Annotated in this window: 11 protein-coding genes and 1 riboswitch; of the genes, 6 read left to right on the forward strand and 5 right to left on the reverse strand. The window is 74.2% G+C overall.

Going from position 1 to position 16,858, the window contains the following annotated elements; all coding sequences use genetic code 11:
• The first annotated feature begins 236 nt into the window (after window positions 1-236).
• The 4 genes from cbiE (at window position 237) to ACFV4G_RS39750 (ending at window position 3,682) form a co-directional block, all read left to right on the forward strand.
• Window positions 237-1,475, forward strand: a complete 1,239-nt coding sequence (gene cbiE / locus ACFV4G_RS39735; protein ID WP_380447834.1) for a precorrin-6y C5,15-methyltransferase (decarboxylating) subunit CbiE — start codon at window positions 237-239, stop codon at window positions 1,473-1,475.
• Window positions 1,472-2,233, forward strand: a complete 762-nt coding sequence (gene cobM, locus ACFV4G_RS39740; protein WP_380447836.1) for a precorrin-4 C(11)-methyltransferase — start codon at window positions 1,472-1,474, stop codon at window positions 2,231-2,233. Before cbiE ends, cobM begins: the two co-directional genes overlap by 4 nt.
• 4 nt (window positions 2,234-2,237) lie before the next feature.
• Complete coding sequence (locus ACFV4G_RS39745; RefSeq protein WP_380447837.1) at window positions 2,238-3,002, forward strand: cobalt-precorrin-6A reductase; 765 nt, start codon at window positions 2,238-2,240, stop codon at window positions 3,000-3,002.
• 164 nt (window positions 3,003-3,166) lie between these two features.
• Complete coding sequence (locus tag ACFV4G_RS39750) at window positions 3,167-3,682, forward strand: protein phosphatase (protein WP_380447839.1); 516 nt, start codon at window positions 3,167-3,169, stop codon at window positions 3,680-3,682.
• A 28-nt stretch (window positions 3,683-3,710) separates the two neighbouring features.
• Here the strand turns inward: ACFV4G_RS39750 and ACFV4G_RS39755 are convergent, their stop codons facing one another.
• A complete protein-coding gene (locus ACFV4G_RS39755) occupies window positions 3,711-5,240 on the reverse strand; it encodes a UDP-N-acetylglucosamine 1-carboxyvinyltransferase (RefSeq protein WP_359957966.1) in 1,530 nt (509 codons plus the stop codon).
• Between the two features lie 191 nt (window positions 5,241-5,431).
• A complete protein-coding gene (locus tag ACFV4G_RS39760; RefSeq protein ID WP_380447841.1) occupies window positions 5,432-6,640 on the reverse strand; it encodes a cobalt-precorrin-5B (C(1))-methyltransferase in 1,209 nt (402 codons plus the stop codon).
• A gap of 422 nt (window positions 6,641-7,062) precedes the next feature.
• Here ACFV4G_RS39760 and ACFV4G_RS39765 point away from each other — a divergent pair, with 422 nt between their 5' ends.
• Window positions 7,063-8,802 carry a TIGR03767 family metallophosphoesterase gene (locus tag ACFV4G_RS39765; protein ID WP_380447843.1) on the forward strand — a complete coding sequence of 580 codons (1,740 nt, stop codon included), beginning with the start codon at window positions 7,063-7,065 and terminating at the stop codon, window positions 8,800-8,802.
• Window positions 8,803-8,922: 120 nt separating this feature from the next.
• On the opposite strand, the gene ACFV4G_RS39770 is transcribed toward ACFV4G_RS39765, so the two are convergent.
• The 3 genes from ACFV4G_RS39770 to ACFV4G_RS39780 are packed head-to-tail and all read right to left on the reverse strand — an operon-like array spanning window position 8,923 to window position 12,409.
• A complete protein-coding gene (locus ACFV4G_RS39770) occupies window positions 8,923-10,452 on the reverse strand; it encodes a precorrin-2 C(20)-methyltransferase (RefSeq protein WP_380447845.1) in 1,530 nt (509 codons plus the stop codon).
• Entirely contained in the window at window positions 10,449-11,075 is a 627-nt protein-coding gene (locus ACFV4G_RS39775) for a precorrin-8X methylmutase (protein ID WP_380447847.1), read from the reverse strand. Before ACFV4G_RS39775 ends, ACFV4G_RS39770 begins: the two co-directional genes overlap by 4 nt.
• Complete coding sequence (locus ACFV4G_RS39780) at window positions 11,072-12,409, reverse strand: cobalamin biosynthesis protein CobG (RefSeq protein WP_380447849.1); 1,338 nt, start codon at window positions 12,407-12,409, stop codon at window positions 11,072-11,074. The genes ACFV4G_RS39775 and ACFV4G_RS39780 overlap by 4 nt, the downstream gene beginning before the upstream one ends.
• A gap of 332 nt (window positions 12,410-12,741) precedes the next feature.
• A riboswitch (cobalamin riboswitch) is annotated at window positions 12,742-12,827 on the forward strand.
• 160 nt (window positions 12,828-12,987) lie between these two features.
• Between ACFV4G_RS39780 and cobN the strand changes: the two genes are divergently transcribed.
• Window positions 12,988-16,635 carry a cobaltochelatase subunit CobN gene (cobN, locus tag ACFV4G_RS39785; RefSeq protein ID WP_380447851.1) on the forward strand — a complete coding sequence of 1,216 codons (3,648 nt, stop codon included), beginning with the start codon at window positions 12,988-12,990 and terminating at the stop codon, window positions 16,633-16,635.
• Window positions 16,636-16,858 lie beyond the last annotated feature (223 nt).

The raw sequence follows: 16,858 nt of genomic DNA on the forward strand, positions 1-16,858 counted from the left end.
GGGGGGGGGGGGGGGGGGGGGGGGGCGGCGGGCCCCTCACCATATTCGGGCAATAATATCCATACAACCACATCTAACTATTTTTATTTTTTATTTCTGTTCGCTGAAAGTCGTCACCCGTCCGCCGTCACCCGTCGCCCGCCCTGATCCTCCGCCAAACCGCCAGGTAGGCTGCCCCGGCTACGTCCGTTTCCCCCTCCCGCCTCACGGCCCACCGAACGACGAGGAGCCACCCGGTGCCCGAGCTGCCACCCCCGATCACCGTCGTCGGGATCGGGGCCGACGGCTGGCCCGGCCTCGCCGCCACCTCCCGCGCCGCCCTCCACGCGGCCGAGGTCGTCATCGGCGGCCCCCGGCAGCTGGACCTCCTCCCCCACGACGAGGTGCCCGCCGACCGCGTCCCCTGGCCGTCCCCGCTGCGCCCCGCCGTCCCCGGGCTGCTCGCCGCCCACACCGGCCGCCGCATCGCCGTCCTCGCCAGCGGCGACCCGATGTTCTACGGCATCGGCCGCACCCTCGCCGAGACGGTCGGCGCCGAACGCCTCCGCGTCCTGCCCCACCCCTCCTCCGTCTCCCACGCGTGCGCCCGCCTCGGCTGGCCCCTGGAGGCCACCGAGGTGGTCAGCCTCGTCGGCCGCCCGCTGGACACCCTCGCCCTGGCCCTCCACTCCGGCCGCCGCCTGCTCGTGCTCAGCGCCGACGCCGCCACCCCGGCGGCCGTCGCCGCGCTGCTCACCGCCCGCGGTTACGGCGACGCCCGCCTCCGGGTGCTCGAACAGCTCGGCTCCCCCGCCGAACGGCACCTCGACGGCCCGGCGGACGGCTGGCCGCACCCGCCCGGCGACCCGCTGAACGTCATCGCGGTCGACCTCGGCGCCGGGCCCCGCACCTCCCTCGTCCCCGGCCTGCCCGACGCCGCGTACGAGAGCGACGGCCAGCTCACCAAGCGCCACGTCCGCGCCGCGACCCTCGCCGCCCTCGCGCCCGCCCCCGGCGAGCTGCTCTGGGACGTCGGCGGCGGCTCCGGCTCGATCGCCATCGAGTGGCTGCGCGCCCACCGCGACTGCCAGGCCGTCACCGTCGAGCGCGACCCCGTCCGGGCCGGGCGCATCACCCGCAACGCCGCCGCGCTGGGCGTCCCCCGGCTGCGCGTCGTCACCGGCCGGGCTCCTGCCGCACTCGCGGAACTCCCCACCCCCGACGCCGTGTTCATCGGCGGCGGCCTCACCGCTCCCGGCCTGCTGGAGAGTTGCTGGGCCGCCCTGGCGCCCGGCGGCCGGCTGGTCGCCAACACGGTGACACTGGAATCCGAGGCGCTGCTCACCGACTGGTACCGGCGCCACGGCGGCGAGCTCGTCAAGCTCGCCGTCGCCCACGCCGTCCCGGTCGGCGGGTTCACCGGATGGCGGCAGGCCATGCCGGTCACCCAGTGGTCCGCCGTCAAGCCCAACACCCCCCAGGAGGACGCCTCGTGACCGTCTACTTCATCGGAGCCGGCCCGGGCGCCGCCGACCTGATCACCCTGCGCGGCCAGCGGATCCTCGCCCGCGCCGAGGTCTGCCTCTACGCCGGCAGCCTGGTGCCGCGCGAGCTCCTCGACGAGTGCCCGGCCGATGCCCGGCTGATCGACACCGCCCAGCTCAACCTCGACCAGATCGTCACCGAGCTGGTCCGCGCCCACGAGGCCGGGCAGGACGTGGCCCGCCTGCACTCCGGCGACCCGTCCGTCTTCTCCGCGGTCGCCGAGCAGATGCGCCGCCTCGACGCGGCCGGCGTCCCGTACGAGGTGGTCCCGGGCGTGCCGGCCTTCGCGGCCGCGGCGGCCGCGCTGAAGCGGGAGCTGACCGTGCCGACGGTCGGCCAGACCGTCATCCTCACCCGGATCGCCAAGCGCGCCACGCCCATGCCGGAGGGCGAGGACCTGGCGACCCTCGGGCGCAGCGGCGCCCTGCTGGTGCTGCACCTGGCCGCCGGCTACATCGACGACGTCGTCGAGCAGCTGCTTCCGCACTACGGCGCCGAATGCCCCGCCGCCGTCGTCGCGATGGCCAGCCGCCCGGACGAACTGGTGCTGCGCGGCACGCTCGCCGACATCGCGGAGCAGGTGAAGGCGGCCGGCGTGGTCCGCACCGCGGTGATCATCGTCGGACGGACCCTCGCCGCCGAGCAGTTCCGCGACAGCCACCTCTACTCGGCGGACCGCGAGCGCCCGCACGAGCCCTGCGGGGCGTGACCCGGTGGTCCGCCACGTCCTGATCCTCGGCGGCACGACCGAGGGCCGGTCCCTCGCCGCCGTACTCGCCGGGGACCCGCACCTGCGCGTGACCAGTTCGCTGGCCGGCCGGGTGGCTCAACCCCGGCTCCCCGTGGGGGAGGTGAGGATCGGCGGCTTCGGCGGTCCGGACGGCCTGGCGGCCTGGCTGCGCGCCGAGCGCGTGGCCGCCGTGGTGGACGCCACCCACCCGTTCGCCGCCGGCATGTCCCGCAACGCCGCCCTCGCGGCCGCCGCCACCGGCGTGCCGCTGCTGGCGCTGCGACGGCCCGGCTGGTCACCGGCCGACGGCGACCGCTGGCACCCCGTCCCCTCGCTCGCCGCGGCGGCCGAGGCCTTGCCCGCCCTCGGGCGGCGGGTGTTCCTCACCACCGGGCGGCAGGGCATCGGCACCTTCGCGCACCTCGACGGACTGCACTTCGTGGCCCGCTCGGTCGACCCGCCCGAGCCGCCGTTGCCGCCCTCGCTCGAAGTCCTGCTGGACCGGGGCCCGTTCACGCTGGACGGCGAACGCGCGCTGCTGCGCGAACACCGGATCGACGTCCTCGTCACCAAGGACAGCGGCGGCGCGGCCACCGCCCCCAAGCTCACCGCCGCGCGCGAACTCGGCCTGCCCGTGGTCGTCGTGGAGCGCCCGCCGCTGCCCGACGGCGTCCCGGTCGCGCCGGACGTCCCGGGCGCGGTCCGCTGGCTGGCCACGACGGCCGGTTCCTTGGGCGAACTCGCCTAGTCTGCTGGCATGTCCGGTCGGCCTGCTCGGGAACTCGCGTGCGCCGCAGCATCGTTGGACACCCCGGGCCGCTGTGGCGGAGAGGTCCGCCCACTTCGCCGGATCCCCGTCCCCATTGATCGACGAGCGCCGCCCGCCGAACGGGAAGGACCACGGAACCACGCATGCGGACCCGCCAGAAGGAGCGCGACACCCCGGGCCCCTCGGCCCCCTGGAACGAGATCACGCCCGGGCTCTGGATGGGCGGGCACTACTGGACCCCACCCGGCGGTGATCTCGAACTCGCCATCGTGGGATACGAGTTCGACGTCGTCGTCAGCTTGTTCACGCTGCCGGGACACGGGCCCGCCCCGCACGTGGAGCACGTCGTCCGGGCGGTGCCGGACGACGTGCTCTCCGCCGCCCAGATCCGGGCCGTCCAGGACGCGGTCGCGCTCACCGCGCAGGCCGTCCGCCGGGGCCGCCGGACCCTCGTGCGCTGCCACTCCGGCTACAACCGCTCCGGCCTCGTGGTGGCGGGCGCCCTCGCGCTCCTCGGGCACGACACCGACCGGGCCATCGGACTGGTCCGGGAACGGCGTTCGCCCTGGGCACTGAACAACCCGGTGTTCGTGGAGTACCTGAACACCGGGTTGGACGTGGCCCTGCTGCTGTCCGGCCTCGACGGGGCGATCCCCTGACGGACGGTCAGGGGATCGACGCCGGCCGTCAGATGTCGCGGAAGGTCTCGATCTGCGCGCCGATCGAGTTGAGGCGCTCGGCGAGGTCCTCGTAACCGCGGTTGATGACGTAGACGTTGCGCAGCACGGAGGTGCCCTGCGCGGCGAGCATCGCGAGGAGGATGACCACCGCGGGCCGCAGCGCGGGCGGGCACATCATCTCGGCGGCGCGCCAGCGGGTCGGGCCCTGGACGAGGACGCGGTGCGGGTCGAGGAGCTTGACGTCCGCGCCGAGCCTGGTCAGCTCGGTGAGGTAGATCGCGCGGTTGTCGTAGACCCAGTCGTGGATCATCGTCGTGCCGTGCGCCGCCGCGGCGATCGCGGCGAAGAACGGCACGTTGTCGATGTTGATGCCCGGGAACGGCATCGGGTGGATGGTGTCGATCGGCGCGGTCAGCTTGGACGGGCGCACGGTGAGGTCGACCAGCCGGGTGTGACCGTTGTGGGCCCGGTACTCCGGGGTCCGGTCATAGTCCAGGCCCATGCCCTCCAGCACGGCGAGCTCGATCTCCAGGAACTCGATCGGCACCCGGCGGATCGTCAGCTCGGAGGAGGTGACGACGGCGGCGGCGAGCAGGCTCATCGCCTCCACCGGGTCCTCGGCCGGGGTGTAGTCGACGTCGCAGGTGATCTCCGGGACGCCGTGCACGGTGAGGGTGGTGGTGCCGATGCCCTCGATCTTCACGCCGAGCTTCTCCAGGAAGAAGCACAGGTCCTGGACCATGTAGTTGGGCGAGGCGTTGCGGATGACGCTCACGCCGTCGTGGCGGGCCGCGGCCAGCAGCGCGTTCTCGGTGACGGTGTCCCCGCGCTCGGTCAGCACGATCGGACGGTCCAGCGGGACGCCCGGCTCGACCGAGGCGTGGTAGGCGCCGCCGGTGGTGGCGACCTCCAGGCCGAAGCGGCGCAGCGCGGTCAGGTGCGGCTGGACGGTGCGGGTGCCGAGGTCGCAGCCGCCCGCGTACGGGATGGCGAAGTGCTCGGCGCGGTGCATCAGCGGGCCGAGGAACATCAGCACGCTGCGGGTGCGGCGGGCGGCCTCGACGTCCATCGCGGCGAGGTCGAGCTCGGCCGGCGGGGTGAGTTCGAGGTCGCGGCCCTCGTTGATCCAGCGGCTCTTGACGCCGATGCTGGTGAGGACCTCGAGGATGCGGTAGACCTCCTCGATCCGGGCGACGCTGCGGATCGTGGTGCGGCCGGTGGTGAGGAGCGAGGCGCAGAGGATCGCGACGCAGGCGTTCTTGCTGCTGCGGACGTCGATCGCGCCGGAGAGGCGGGTGCCGCCGGCGACGCGCAGGTGCATCGGGCCGGAGTAGCCGAGGGAGACGATCTCGCTGTCGAGGGCTTCGCCGATGCGGGCGATCATCTCAAGGCTGACGTTCTGCTTGCCCTGTTCGATGCGGTTGACCGCGCTCTGGCTGGTGCCGAGGGCCTCGCCGAGCTGCGCCTGGGACCAGCCGCGGTGCTGGCGCGCGGTACGGATGAGGGTGCCGATACGGGTGAGGTAGTCGCCTGTCACCCGGCAGACCATATCTCACGCTTGAGATGGCGACAGAATCAGGGGGCGAATCCTTGCTCCATTTGTCCGTTTCTCGCCCCGTATGGGCGTCAGATCTTCACATCACCATGAGATATTGCTGAGCTTTCCACGCATTCCCGGGAGTTCACCCGACTGAACCCGTGGGGCCCGGGAAGTACGGCCGCCGCGCCTCACGGCCCGAGCGGTTCCGCCCGTCCGACGATGGTGCCCGCGCGGTCGATGCAGATGACGTCCACCGCCACCGGGGAGCCGACGAGCACGCCGAGCGCCGTCGCCCGGGCCGCCTCGGCGACCAGGTCCCCCAGCGGCACGCCCGCCGCCCGGCACAACTGCACCGCCTCCAGGCCGGTGTTGGCGGCGGCCACCGCCGCGGCCAGGGCCTCGTCCGCGCCGCCGCGCCGGGCCAGGTCCGCGAGGTATCCCTTGTCCACCTGCGAGCGCGCCGAGTGCAGGTCGAGGTGGCCGGCCGCGAGCTTGGACAGCTTGGCGAAGCCGCCCGCGATGGTCAGCCTCGGCACCGGGTGGCGCTTGAGGTACTTGAGGACGGCGCCGGCGAAGTCGCCCATGTCGAGCAGCGCGTCCTCGGGCAGTCCGTGCACGGCGACCGCGACCTTCTCCGACGTCGAGCCGGTGCACCCCGCCACGTGCGTGCGGCCCGCCGCGCGCGCCACGTCCACGCCGCGGCGGATCGAGTCGATCCAGGCCGAGCAGGAGTAGGGGACGACGATGCCGGTCGTGCCCAGGATGGACAGGCCGCCGAGGATCCCGAGGCGGGGGTTCCAGGTGGAGCGGGCGATCTCCTCGCCGTGGTCGACGGAGACCTCGACGACGACGTCCCCCGTCCCACCGTGCTCGGCGGCCACCTCGGCGACGGCGTCGCGGATCATCTGCCTCGGCACCGGGTTGATGGCGGGCTCGCCGACGGCCAGCGGCAGACCGGCCTTGGTGACCGTCCCGACCCCCGGACCGGCCCGGAACACCACCCCGGCGCCGGGCTCGCCGGCCCGCACCGTCGCACGGATGAGGGCGCCGTGCGTCACATCGGGGTCGTCGCCGGCGTCCTTGACCACGCCGGCCATGGCGCTCGGACCGTCCGGACCGTCCGGGGCGCCCGGGTGCCGGCCGGGGGCGGCCGAGCCGCTCGCCGGCCCGAGCTCCTCCGCGGCCAGGGCGAACGCGGGCTGCTGCCCCTTGGGGAGGGTGATGGTCACCGGGTCCGGGAACTCACCGGTGAGCAGCGCCGTGTACGCGGCCTTGGCGGCGGCGGTGGCGCAGGCGCCCGTCGTCCAGCCGTGCCGCAGGCCGCTGCTCTTCAGCTGCCCGGCCCGGCCTCCCGGTTCGGCCACGTCCGCCTCGCTCGCTGTCTCGGTCGCCGTCATGGCCGCTGCTCCCGTCGCCGCACCGATTGCTGCACGGGCCGCCGTCCCCGGCCGCGCCACCGGTCATCACTCCGGCCGCCGCCCCGGGACGGCCGCAACGGCCTCCGGTGCCGATTTTCCCCCATGGACCCGGCCGGACGGTGACCGGGGCCCTCGGCCGACGTGGGTGAGGGTACGGGCGGACGTGCGGGCGGACGTGGGGGCGGACGTGCGGGCGGGGATGCGGGCGGGGGTACGGGCGGGGGCCGGTGGGAGCGGTGGGAATGGCCGCCTCTCGTTACCGAGAAGTTCTCTGCACGGGTCTCGAAACCGCCGCCTACCAGTGAGTAATCTGTCGCTCCGCCAGATGCGGGTTCATGACACGAGGCCCGGGACCGGTGCGACCGGCCGGGTCATCAGAATGCGGGGTTTTCGTGGCAGGGATGAGTCGGCGTACGTTCGTGACGGGTACGTCGGTGGCCGCCGCCTGGGCGGCCCTTTCGCTGGGCGGCGCGCAGTTCGCGTCGGCGGCGGCGCGCGACCGGGCGCTGGCGGCCACCGCCGCGAGAGCCGTCCGGGTGACCGGGACCACGCTCGACCAGGTGGCGACGCCGGTCGGCAACGGCTCCTACAAGCGGCTGACGGCCGGGCCGGGCTGGCCGCTGGTCGTCCGCGGGGACATCGCGGCCCCGGGCAGCGGGCGCGACGACCGCCGCACCGGGCTGGCCAGCTTCGTCCAGTTCTCCGACCTGCACCTGGTCGACACCGAGTCGCCGTTCCGCTTCGAGTACCTCGCCAAGTTCCTCGGCGCGGCGCACCGGCCGCACGAGACGCTGAACGCCCGCGGTGTCTCGGCCCTCGTCGAGCGCGTCAACTCGCTCGCCGGCGGCCCCTACACCGGGATGCCGTTCAGCCTGGTGATGGCCACCGGCGACAACACCGACAACCACGAGCACGCCGAACTCGACTGGTACCTCACGGTGATGGGCGGCGGACGCCTCGCCCAGAACACCGGCGACCCGAACCGCTACGAGGGCGTGCAGAACTCCGGCAGCTCCGCCTACTGGAACCCCGAACTGTCCTTCCAGGACGGCTACAAGGCGAAGGGCTTCCCGCAGATACCCGGCTTCCTGTCGGCCGCCGGCCGCCCCTTCGACGCCCCCGGCCTGCGCACGCCCTGGTACACGACGGTCGGCAACCACGATGACAGCCTTGAGGGTTCGCTCCCGGACCTCGGCCTGCTGAACGACCTCTACACCGGCCGGTACAAGCTGGAGGGCTGCGACGACGCCGAGGCCGGCCGCCTGACGGAGGCCCTGCGGCACGACCCGGCGAGCGCCGCGCTGCTGCTCGGCAAGCTGCTGGCGACCGGCGACGCGGTGCGCGAGATCACCCCAGACGAGCGCCGACGGCCGTTCACGCTCAAGGAGTTCGCGAAGGCCCACCTCGACCCGGCGGTCACCGGCGCGGGCCCGCACGGGCACGGCTTCACCTCGGACATGGTGAACAGCGGCAAGCTCTTCTACACCTTCCGCATCTCGGAGAAGGTCCTCGGCATCAGCCTGGACACCACCAACCAGGCCGGATTCGCGGACGGTTCGATCGGCACCGCCCAACTGCGCTGGCTGGAGCAGCAGCTGAAGGCGCACAGCGGGCACTGGTACGACGGCAACGGGCGCAAGGTGACGGGCGGCAGCGCCGACGACCTGATCCTGATCTTCAGCCACCACACCAGCGGCACCATGGGCAACCTGCTGCCCGACCCGCGCAACATCTTCGAGAAGCGGCACGACGGCAACGAACTGGTGGCGCTGCTCCAGCGCTACCCCAACGTCGTCGCGTGGGTGAACGGGCACACCCACAGGAACCAGATCACGGCGCACGGGCACGCGGTGCCGGAGCGCGCGTTCTGGGAGATCAACACCGCCTCCCACATCGACTACCCGCAGCACGGCCGGATCATCGAGATCGCGGACAACGGGGACGGCACGCTCTCCCTGTTCACGACGCTGATCGAGTCCGACGCCCCGTACGGGACGGACTTCGGCAGCACGTCGGACGCGAACCTGGCCGCGCTCTACCGCGAGCTGTCCTACAACGACCCGTACGGGCGGCCGGCCGCGCTGCTCGGCGCGGGGCAGGACCACAACACGGAGCTGCTGATCACCAAGCCGACTCGGTGACTGGGGCGGCCGGCGGTCAGCGGCTGACGGCTGACGGCTGACGGCTGACGGCTGACGAGTAACAGATAACAGCTGACAGATAACGAAATCTGTCAGCTGTTATCTGTCAGCCGTTCTCCGCTACTCCGGGTACCGCCGCGGCGTCCAGACGACCTCGACGCCGGCCCCGCGCTCGACGGCCCGCGTCTGCGAGGAGCCGATCAGCAGGATCGTCCGCATGTCGACGAGCGCCGGGTCCAGCTCGCCGAGCCGCACGATCCGGACCCGCTCGGTCGGGCCGCCGACATCGCGCGCCATCACGACGGGCGTCTCCGGCGCGCGGTACTCCAGGAGGAGGTCCCGGGCCAGGCCGACCTGCGTCGTCCGCGACTTGGACCCCGGGTTGTACAGCGCGAGCACCAGGTCCGCCTCCGCCGCCGCGCGCAGGCGGCGGGCCACCGCGTCCCACGGCTTGAGCCGGTCCGACAGCGAGACGACCGCGTAGTCGTGCCCCAGCGGGGCACCCGCCCGGGACGCGGCCGCGTGCGCCGCGGTCATCCCGGGCAGGACCCGCACCGGCACGTCCCGGTAGGCCTCCTCGCAGGCGACCTCCAGCACCGCCGTCGCCATCGCGAAGACGCCCGGGTCGCCCGAGGACACCACGCAGACCCGCCGTCCGCGCCGGGCCAGGTCGAGGGCGAACTCGGCGCGCTCGGACTCCACCTTGTTGTCCGAGCCGTGCCGCACCTGCCCCGGCCGCTCCGGCACCCGGGCCAGGTAGGTGGTGTAGCCGACCAGGTCGGTGGCCTCGGCCAGCGCGCCGCGCGCCTCCGGGGTGAGCCACAGCGGCCCGGCCGGCCCGGTGCCGACGACGGTCACGCTGCCGGCCCCCTCCGCCGTCCGCACGACCGGCTCCAGCGGGGCGACCTTGCTCGGCAGGACCGCCACCGAGAAGTACGGCACCGTCTCCCCGTCGATCTCGGCGAGGGGCGCGATCCGCTCCCCCTCCATGAACGCGCGCTCGACGTACTGCGCGTCCTCCAGTCGGCCCGCCCGCTCCAGCGCGCGGCGGACGGCCGGGAAGGTGCGCCCGAGCTTCATGATCACGGCCGAGTCCGCGGCCGCGATCCGCGCCGCCAGCTCCTCCTCGGGCAGCGTGCCGGGGATGACCGTCAGGGTCTCCTCGGCCTCCGTCAACGGCTGGCCGAGCCGGGCGGCCGCCGCGCTGACGGAGGTCACGCCCGGCACCACCTCGGTCGGGTAGCGGTGCGCGAGCCGCTTGTGCATGTGCTGGTAGGAGCCGTAGAACAGCGGGTCGCCCTCGGCGAGCACGACGACGTCGCGCCCGGCGTCCAGGTGGGCGGCCAGCCGGGCGGCGGCCTCCTCGTAGAAGTCGTCCAGCGCGCCCCGGTAGCCGCCCGGGTGATCGGTGGTCTCGACCGTGATCGGGTAGACCAGCTTCTCCTCGATCTGACCACCCGTCAGGTACCGCTCGGCGATCGAGCGCGCGATGGACCGCCCGTGCCGGGCGCTGTGGTACGCCACGACGTCGGCCTTGCCGATGAGTTCGGCGGCGCGGACGGTCACCAGCGACGGGTCGCCCGGCCCGAGCCCGACTCCGTAGAGCCGTCCGGTCGAGGCAACGTTCTGACGGTTCTGACGGTCCGTCACTCTTCTTCGCTCGCAATCGCGTTGATGGCGGCGGCGGCCATCGCGCTGCCACCGCGGCGGCCGCGCACCACCAGGTGCTCCAGGCCGGACGGGTGCTCGGCCAGGGCCTGCTTGGACTCGGCGGCGCCGATGAAGCCGACCGGCACGCCGATCACCGCGGCCGGGCGCGGTGCGCCCGCCTCGATCATCTCCAGGAGCCGGAAGAGCGAGGTCGGCGCGTTGCCGACGGCCACCACGGCTCCTTCCAGGCGGGGCAGCCACAGCTCCATGGCGGCGGCGCTGCGGGTGTTGCCCATCGTGCGCGCCAGTTCGGGGACCGACGGGTCGGTGAGGGTGCAGACGACCTCGTTGTCGGCCGGCAGCCGCTTGCGGGTCACGCCGCTCGCGACCATGTTGACGTCGCACAGGATCGGCGCACCGGCGTGCAGCGCGGCGCGCGCGGAGGCGACCACGCCGGGCGAGTACACCAGGTCCTCGACCAGGTCGACCATCCCGCAGGCGTGGATCATCCGCACCGCGACCTGGGAGACGTCCGCCGGCAGGGCGGCCAGGTCGGCCTCCGCGCGGATGGTGGCAAAGGACTGGCGGTAGATGGACGCGCCGTCCTTCTCGTACTCGATCACTTCGTGGTCCTCCTGGCCTCGGCGACCGCCTCGGCCATCTCCTCGTTCGTCACATCCACGGCGGAAACCTCCATCGCGGAAACGTCCACGGCGGGAACCTCCACGGCGGAAGCCTCCATCGCAGAACCCTCCCTCGCGGAAACATCCACGACGGAAACATCCAAAGCGGAAGCCCGCGCGTCCGCGCCGACCGCCGGGCCGTTCACCGTCACCTGGTAGCCCTGCCCGGTGGCGAGCACGTCCACCCACCGCCCGGCCGGGTGGCCGCAGCGCCGTTCACAGCCCGACCAGTGCACGGGCAGCCCGCCGGCGGCCGCCGCGTCCAGGGCCCGCGCCGCGTCCGCCCGCACGTCGGCGAGCGACTTGGCGCACCCGGGCAGCCCGGTACAGGCGGAGGCCCGCTCCCAGGGCGAGCCGGGCAGCGTCCGGAACCCGGCCTCGGCGAGGCCGGCCAGCCGCTGGGCCGGGGCCCCCGGCAGGACGGCTCCGCGCCAGGGCGTCAGGCGCAGTTCACCGGCGGAGGCCGCGACCAGCGCGCGCCACTGCGCCGCGCTCGCCCGTCCGAAGCGCAGGCCCACCGACAGTCCGCCGGGCAGCGTGCCGACGACGGGGGCGGTCCCGGCGAGCGCGGGCAGCGGTACGGTGCCGGCCGGCAGCAGGTCCGGGACTTCGCGCAGGTGCCAGGCCTTGCGTCCGCCCGCGCGCAGCGCGTCCAGGAAGGACCGGGCCGCGTCCAGCACGGCCGTCACTTCCCGCCCGGCCTCGACCGGGTGTCCGGAGGCGTCGCGCCCGAGGCGCAGCAGGCGGCGGCCGTCCGGGCCTGCGATCAATGTCACATCGGCGTCGAGCGCGGCGACGTCGCCGCGGCCGTCGTCCAGCGCGAACAGGAACTTGCCGGAGAGTCCGGCCGCCCAGTCGCTCGCGCACAGCCGCGCGTCCAGTTCCCGCACCCAGGCCTGCACGTCTGCGGCCGATCGGGCGTCGAGGCCGGCGAGCGGCGAGGCGACGATGTTGCGCACCCGCTCGTGGGTGTCGGAGGGCAGCAGCCCGACGGCGCGCAGCCGTTCGGCGAGGTCCGCCGCGCAGTGCGGAGCCAGGCCCCGGAGTTGGACGTTGCCGCGGGAGGTGGTCTCCAGTGCGCCGTCGCCGAGGGCCTCGGCCGCGTCGGCCAGCGCGAGTGCCTGACGATCCGTCAGGAGGCCGCCGGGCAGGCGGACCCGGGCCAGGGCGCCGTCGTCGGCCGCATGCAGACGAAGCGCCCCTGGACAGGCGTCCGCGCGCCCCCGGTCGGGCACCGCGGCGCCCGGCGGGGTGGCGTCGGGTGTCGGTGGCATGGCGGCGAGCATACAGATGATCCGATCGGTTGCCTCCGTCCGCTGCATCACACTCGGGATCACACTCGGGATCACACTCCGGCTCCCGGTGCGCGCCTCACGCTCGCCCTGCCACCGCACACCCCGGCACGCGCCGCCCACGCCCGACCGCACGCCCCTGCCGCACGCCCGCACCCCCACGGCCACCCCGTCCCCACGCCGCCCCCGCACCTCCCCCGCGCCCGCACCGACACCGGGCAGGTCGAAACTCGCTCTCCCCCAGGTCAGCCACACCCCGTACGATGCTGGCGGGCGGTCCCCGCGGACCGCCCGACGCCAGCGACGGCGCAGGGGAGGAAACCGGTGCAAGCCCGGTGCGGTCCCGCCACTGTGACCGCGGCTCACCGGGACACCCGGTGGCCGCGGGAGCCAGGAACTCCCGCCGTCCTCCACCGGCCCGGGGCGCGGACCCCGAGGAAGGCAGAAATGCACCACCGCTGTCGCATGCCCGCGCCCGCGTCCCCGGCCACCACCGAGGCCGTCCGGGCCGCCGCCGTTTCGGCCGCCCCGGCCACCACCGAGGCCGGGAGGGCCTACGCATGATCCTGCTGCTGTCGACGTCCGACACCGACCTGCTCAGCGCCCGCGCCTCGGCCGGCCCCGTCCCGTACCGGCTCGGCAACCCCGCCCGGCTGTCCCCCGAGGACCTGCCGGAGCTGCTGGACGGCACCGAGCTCGTGGTGGTCCGCCTGCTCGGCGGGCGCCGCGCCTGGCAGGAGGGCCTCGACGCGCTGCTGGCGGGCCCGCGCCCGGTGATCGTCCTGACCGGCGAACAGGCCCCCGACGCCCAGCTGATGGAGCTGTCCACCGTCCCGGCCGGCATCGCCGCCGAGGCGCACGCCTACCTCGCCCACGGCGGCGCGGCCAACCTGGCCGAGCTGGGCGCGTTCCTCTCCGACACCGTGCTGCTCACCGGCCACGGCTTCGCCCCGCCCGCCTCCGCCCCGGCCTGGGGTCCGCTGGAGCGCGAGGCCGCGACCGCGACCACCGCCGGCGAGGGCGACGACGCCCGCCCGACGGTCGCCGTGCTCTACTACCGCGCCCACCACATGAGCGGGAACACCGCCTTCGTCGAGACCCTGTGCCGGGCGATCGAGGACAAGGGCGCCCGCGCGGAGGCCTACTACTGCGCCTCGCTGCGCGGCGCCGAGCCCGAGCTGCTGGCCGCCCTCGGCGAGGCCGACGCGATCGTCACCACCGTGCTCGCCGCCGGCGGCACCCGCCCCGCCGACGCCCAGGCCGGCGGCGACGAGGAGGCCTGGGACGCGGGCGCGCTCGCCGCGCTGGACCGCCCGATCCTCCAGGCGCTGTGCCTCACCTGGTCGCGCGCCCAGTGGGAGGCCAGCGACGACGGCCTGTCCCCGCTGGACACCGCGACGCAGATCGCCGTGCCGGAGTTCGACGGCCGTCTGATCAGCGTCCCGTTCTCCTTCAAGGAGCTCGACGAGGACGGCCTCACCGTCTACGCCGCCGACCCGGAGCGCGCCGCCCGCGTCGCCGGCACCGCCGTCAAGCACGCCCGCCTGCGGCACGTCCCGGCCGCCGAGCGCCGCCTCGCGCTCGTGCTGTCCGCGTACCCGACCAAGCACGCCCGCGTCGGCAACGCCGTCGGCCTGGACACCCCGGCCAGCGCCGTCCGGCTGCTGCACCGGCTGCGCGAGGAGGGCATGGACCTCGGGAACGACCTGCCCGGCCTGGACGACGGCGCCGAGGACGGCCACGAGGGCGACGCGATCATCCACGCCCTGATCGCCGCCGGCGGCTACGACCAGGACTGGCTCACCGAGGACCAGCTGGCCCGCAACCCGGTCCGCATCCCCGCCGCCGACTACCGCCGCTGGTACGCCACCCTCCCGCAGGGCCTGCGCGAGCGGGTCGAGGAGCACTGGGGCCCGGCCCCCGGCGAGCTGTACGTCGACCGCTCGCAGAACCCCGACGGCGACATCGTGCTCGCCGCGATCCGCTCCGGGAACCTGCTCGTCCTCATCCAGCCGCCGCGCGGCTTCGGCGAGAACCCGGTCGCGATCTACCACGACCCCGACCTGCCGCCGAGCCACCACTACCTCGCCGCCTACCGCTGGATCCAGGCCGCCCAGGAGGACGGCGGCTTCGGCGCCCACGCCGTCATCCACCTCGGCAAGCACGGCAACCTGGAGTGGCTGCCCGGCAAGACCGCCGCGCTGTCCGCCGAGTGCGGCCCCGACGCCGTCCTCGGCGACCTCCCGCTCGTCTACCCGTTCCTGGTCAACGACCCGGGCGAGGGCACCCAGGCCAAGCGCCGCGCCCACGCCACCCTGGTCGACCACCTCGTGCCGCCGATGGCCCGCGCCGACTCCTACGGCGACATCGCCCGCCTGGAGCAGCTCCTCGACGAGCACTCCAACATCGCCGCGATGGACCCGGCCAAGCTGCCCGCGATCCGCGCCCAGATCTGGACCCTCATCCAGGCCGCCAAGCTCGACCACGACCTCGGCCTCGACGAGCGCCCCGAGGACGACGGCTTCGACGACTTCCTGCTGCACGTCGACGGCTGGCTGTGCGAGGTCAAGGACGCCCAGATCCGCGACGGCCTGCACGTCCTCGGCCAGGCCCCGGCCGGCACCGACCGCGTCAACATCGTGCTCGCCATCCTGCGCGCCCGCCAGATCTGGGGCGGCGTCAGCGCCCTGCCCGGTCTGCGCGAGGCGCTCGGCCTGGACGAGGCCGCGCTCACGCTGGGCGCCACCGACGCGGCCGAGGCCCGGGCCCGTGCCCTGGTCGAGGCCATGGAGGCCGAGGACTGGGCGCCCGAGGCGGTGGAGAAGGTCGCCGCCGGGCACCCGGAGGCCGTCCGCGAGGTGCTCGCGTTCGCCGCCACCCAGGTGGTGCCGCGCCTGGCCGCCACGACCGACGAGCTGGACGCCGTCCTGCACGCGCTCCAGGGCGGCTTCGTCCCGGCCGGGCCCTCCGGCTCCCCGCTGCGCGGCCTGGTCAACGTGCTGCCCACCGGCCGCAACTTCTACTCCGTCGATCCCAAGGCCGTGCCCAGCAAGCTCGCCTGGGAGACCGGCCAGGCCCTCGCCGCCTCGCTGGTCGAGCGCTACCGGGCCGACAACGACGGCGCCTGCCCGCCCTCCGTCGGGCTCTCGCTGTGGGGCACCAGCGCGATGCGCACCGCCGGCGACGACATCGCCGAGGCCTTCGCCCTGCTCGGCGTCCGCCCGGTCTGGGACGACGCCTCGCGCCGCGTGACCGGCCTGGAGCCGATCCCGCTGGAGGAGCTCGGCCGCCCGCGCATCGACGTCACGCTGCGCATCTCGGGCTTCTTCCGCGACGCGTTCCCGCACGTCGTCGCCCTGCTCGACGACGCCGTGCGCCTGGCCGCCGCCCAGGAGGAACCGGCGGAGGACAACTTCGTCCGCGCCCACGTGCAGGCCGACCTCGCCGTCCACGGGGACGAGCGCAAGGCCACCGTCCGCGTCTTCGGCTCCCGCCCCGGCACCTACGGCGCGGGCCTGCTCCAGCTGATCGACAGCCGCGACTGGCGCACCGACGCCGACCTCGCCGAGGTCTACACGGTGTGGGGCGGCTACGCGTACGGGCGCGGTCTCGACGGACGCCCGGCGCGCGAGGAGATGGAGACCGCCTACAAGCGGATCACCGTCGCCGCGAAGAACACCGACACCCGCGAGCACGACATCGCCGACTCGGACGACTACTTCCAGTACCACGGCGGCATGGTCGCCACCGTCCGCGCCCTCACCGGCAAGGCACCGACCGCCTACATCGGCGACTCGACCCGCCCGGAGACCGTCCGCACCAGGACGCTCACCGAGGAGGCCGCCCGCGTCTTCCGCGCCCGGGTGGTCAACCCGCGCTGGATCGAGGCGATGCGCCGCCACGGCTACAAGGGCGCGTTCGAGATGGCCGCCACCGTCGACTACCTGTTCGGCTACGACGCCACGACGGGCGTGGTCGCGGACTGGATGTACGAGAAGCTGACCCAGGAGTACGTGCTGGACCCGGTCAACCGGGAGTTCCTCGCCGGCGCCAACCCGTGGGCGCTGCACGGGATCAGCGAGCGCCTCCTGGAGGCGGCGAGCCGCGGCCTGTGGGAGAAGCCGGACCCGGAGCTGATCGAGCAGCTGCAGGCCGCGTTCCTGGAGACCGAGGGGGACCTGGAGGGCGAGGGGGACCTGGAGGGTTAAGCGGCACCTGGCACCTGGAGGGTCAAGGGGCCCGGAGGGCGGCGAGGGCCGGGGCACCCCGGTGTGGGCCGGGGCACCGGCGCCGGCCGGTCGTTCGGGTGTTCCAAACGTGGTGTTGGACAGAAAAGAACAGGGGTGGTGTGAAACGGTGTAAAAAAAAGCCCCCTCCGCCCAAGAAGGGGCTGGGGGCGCCGGCGCGCCCCCCCCCCGCCCCCACCCCCCC

It is taken from the genome of Kitasatospora sp. NPDC059747 (assembly GCF_042732955.1).
In the GTDB taxonomy this organism is placed as follows: Bacteria; Actinomycetota; Actinomycetes; order Streptomycetales; family Streptomycetaceae; genus Kitasatospora.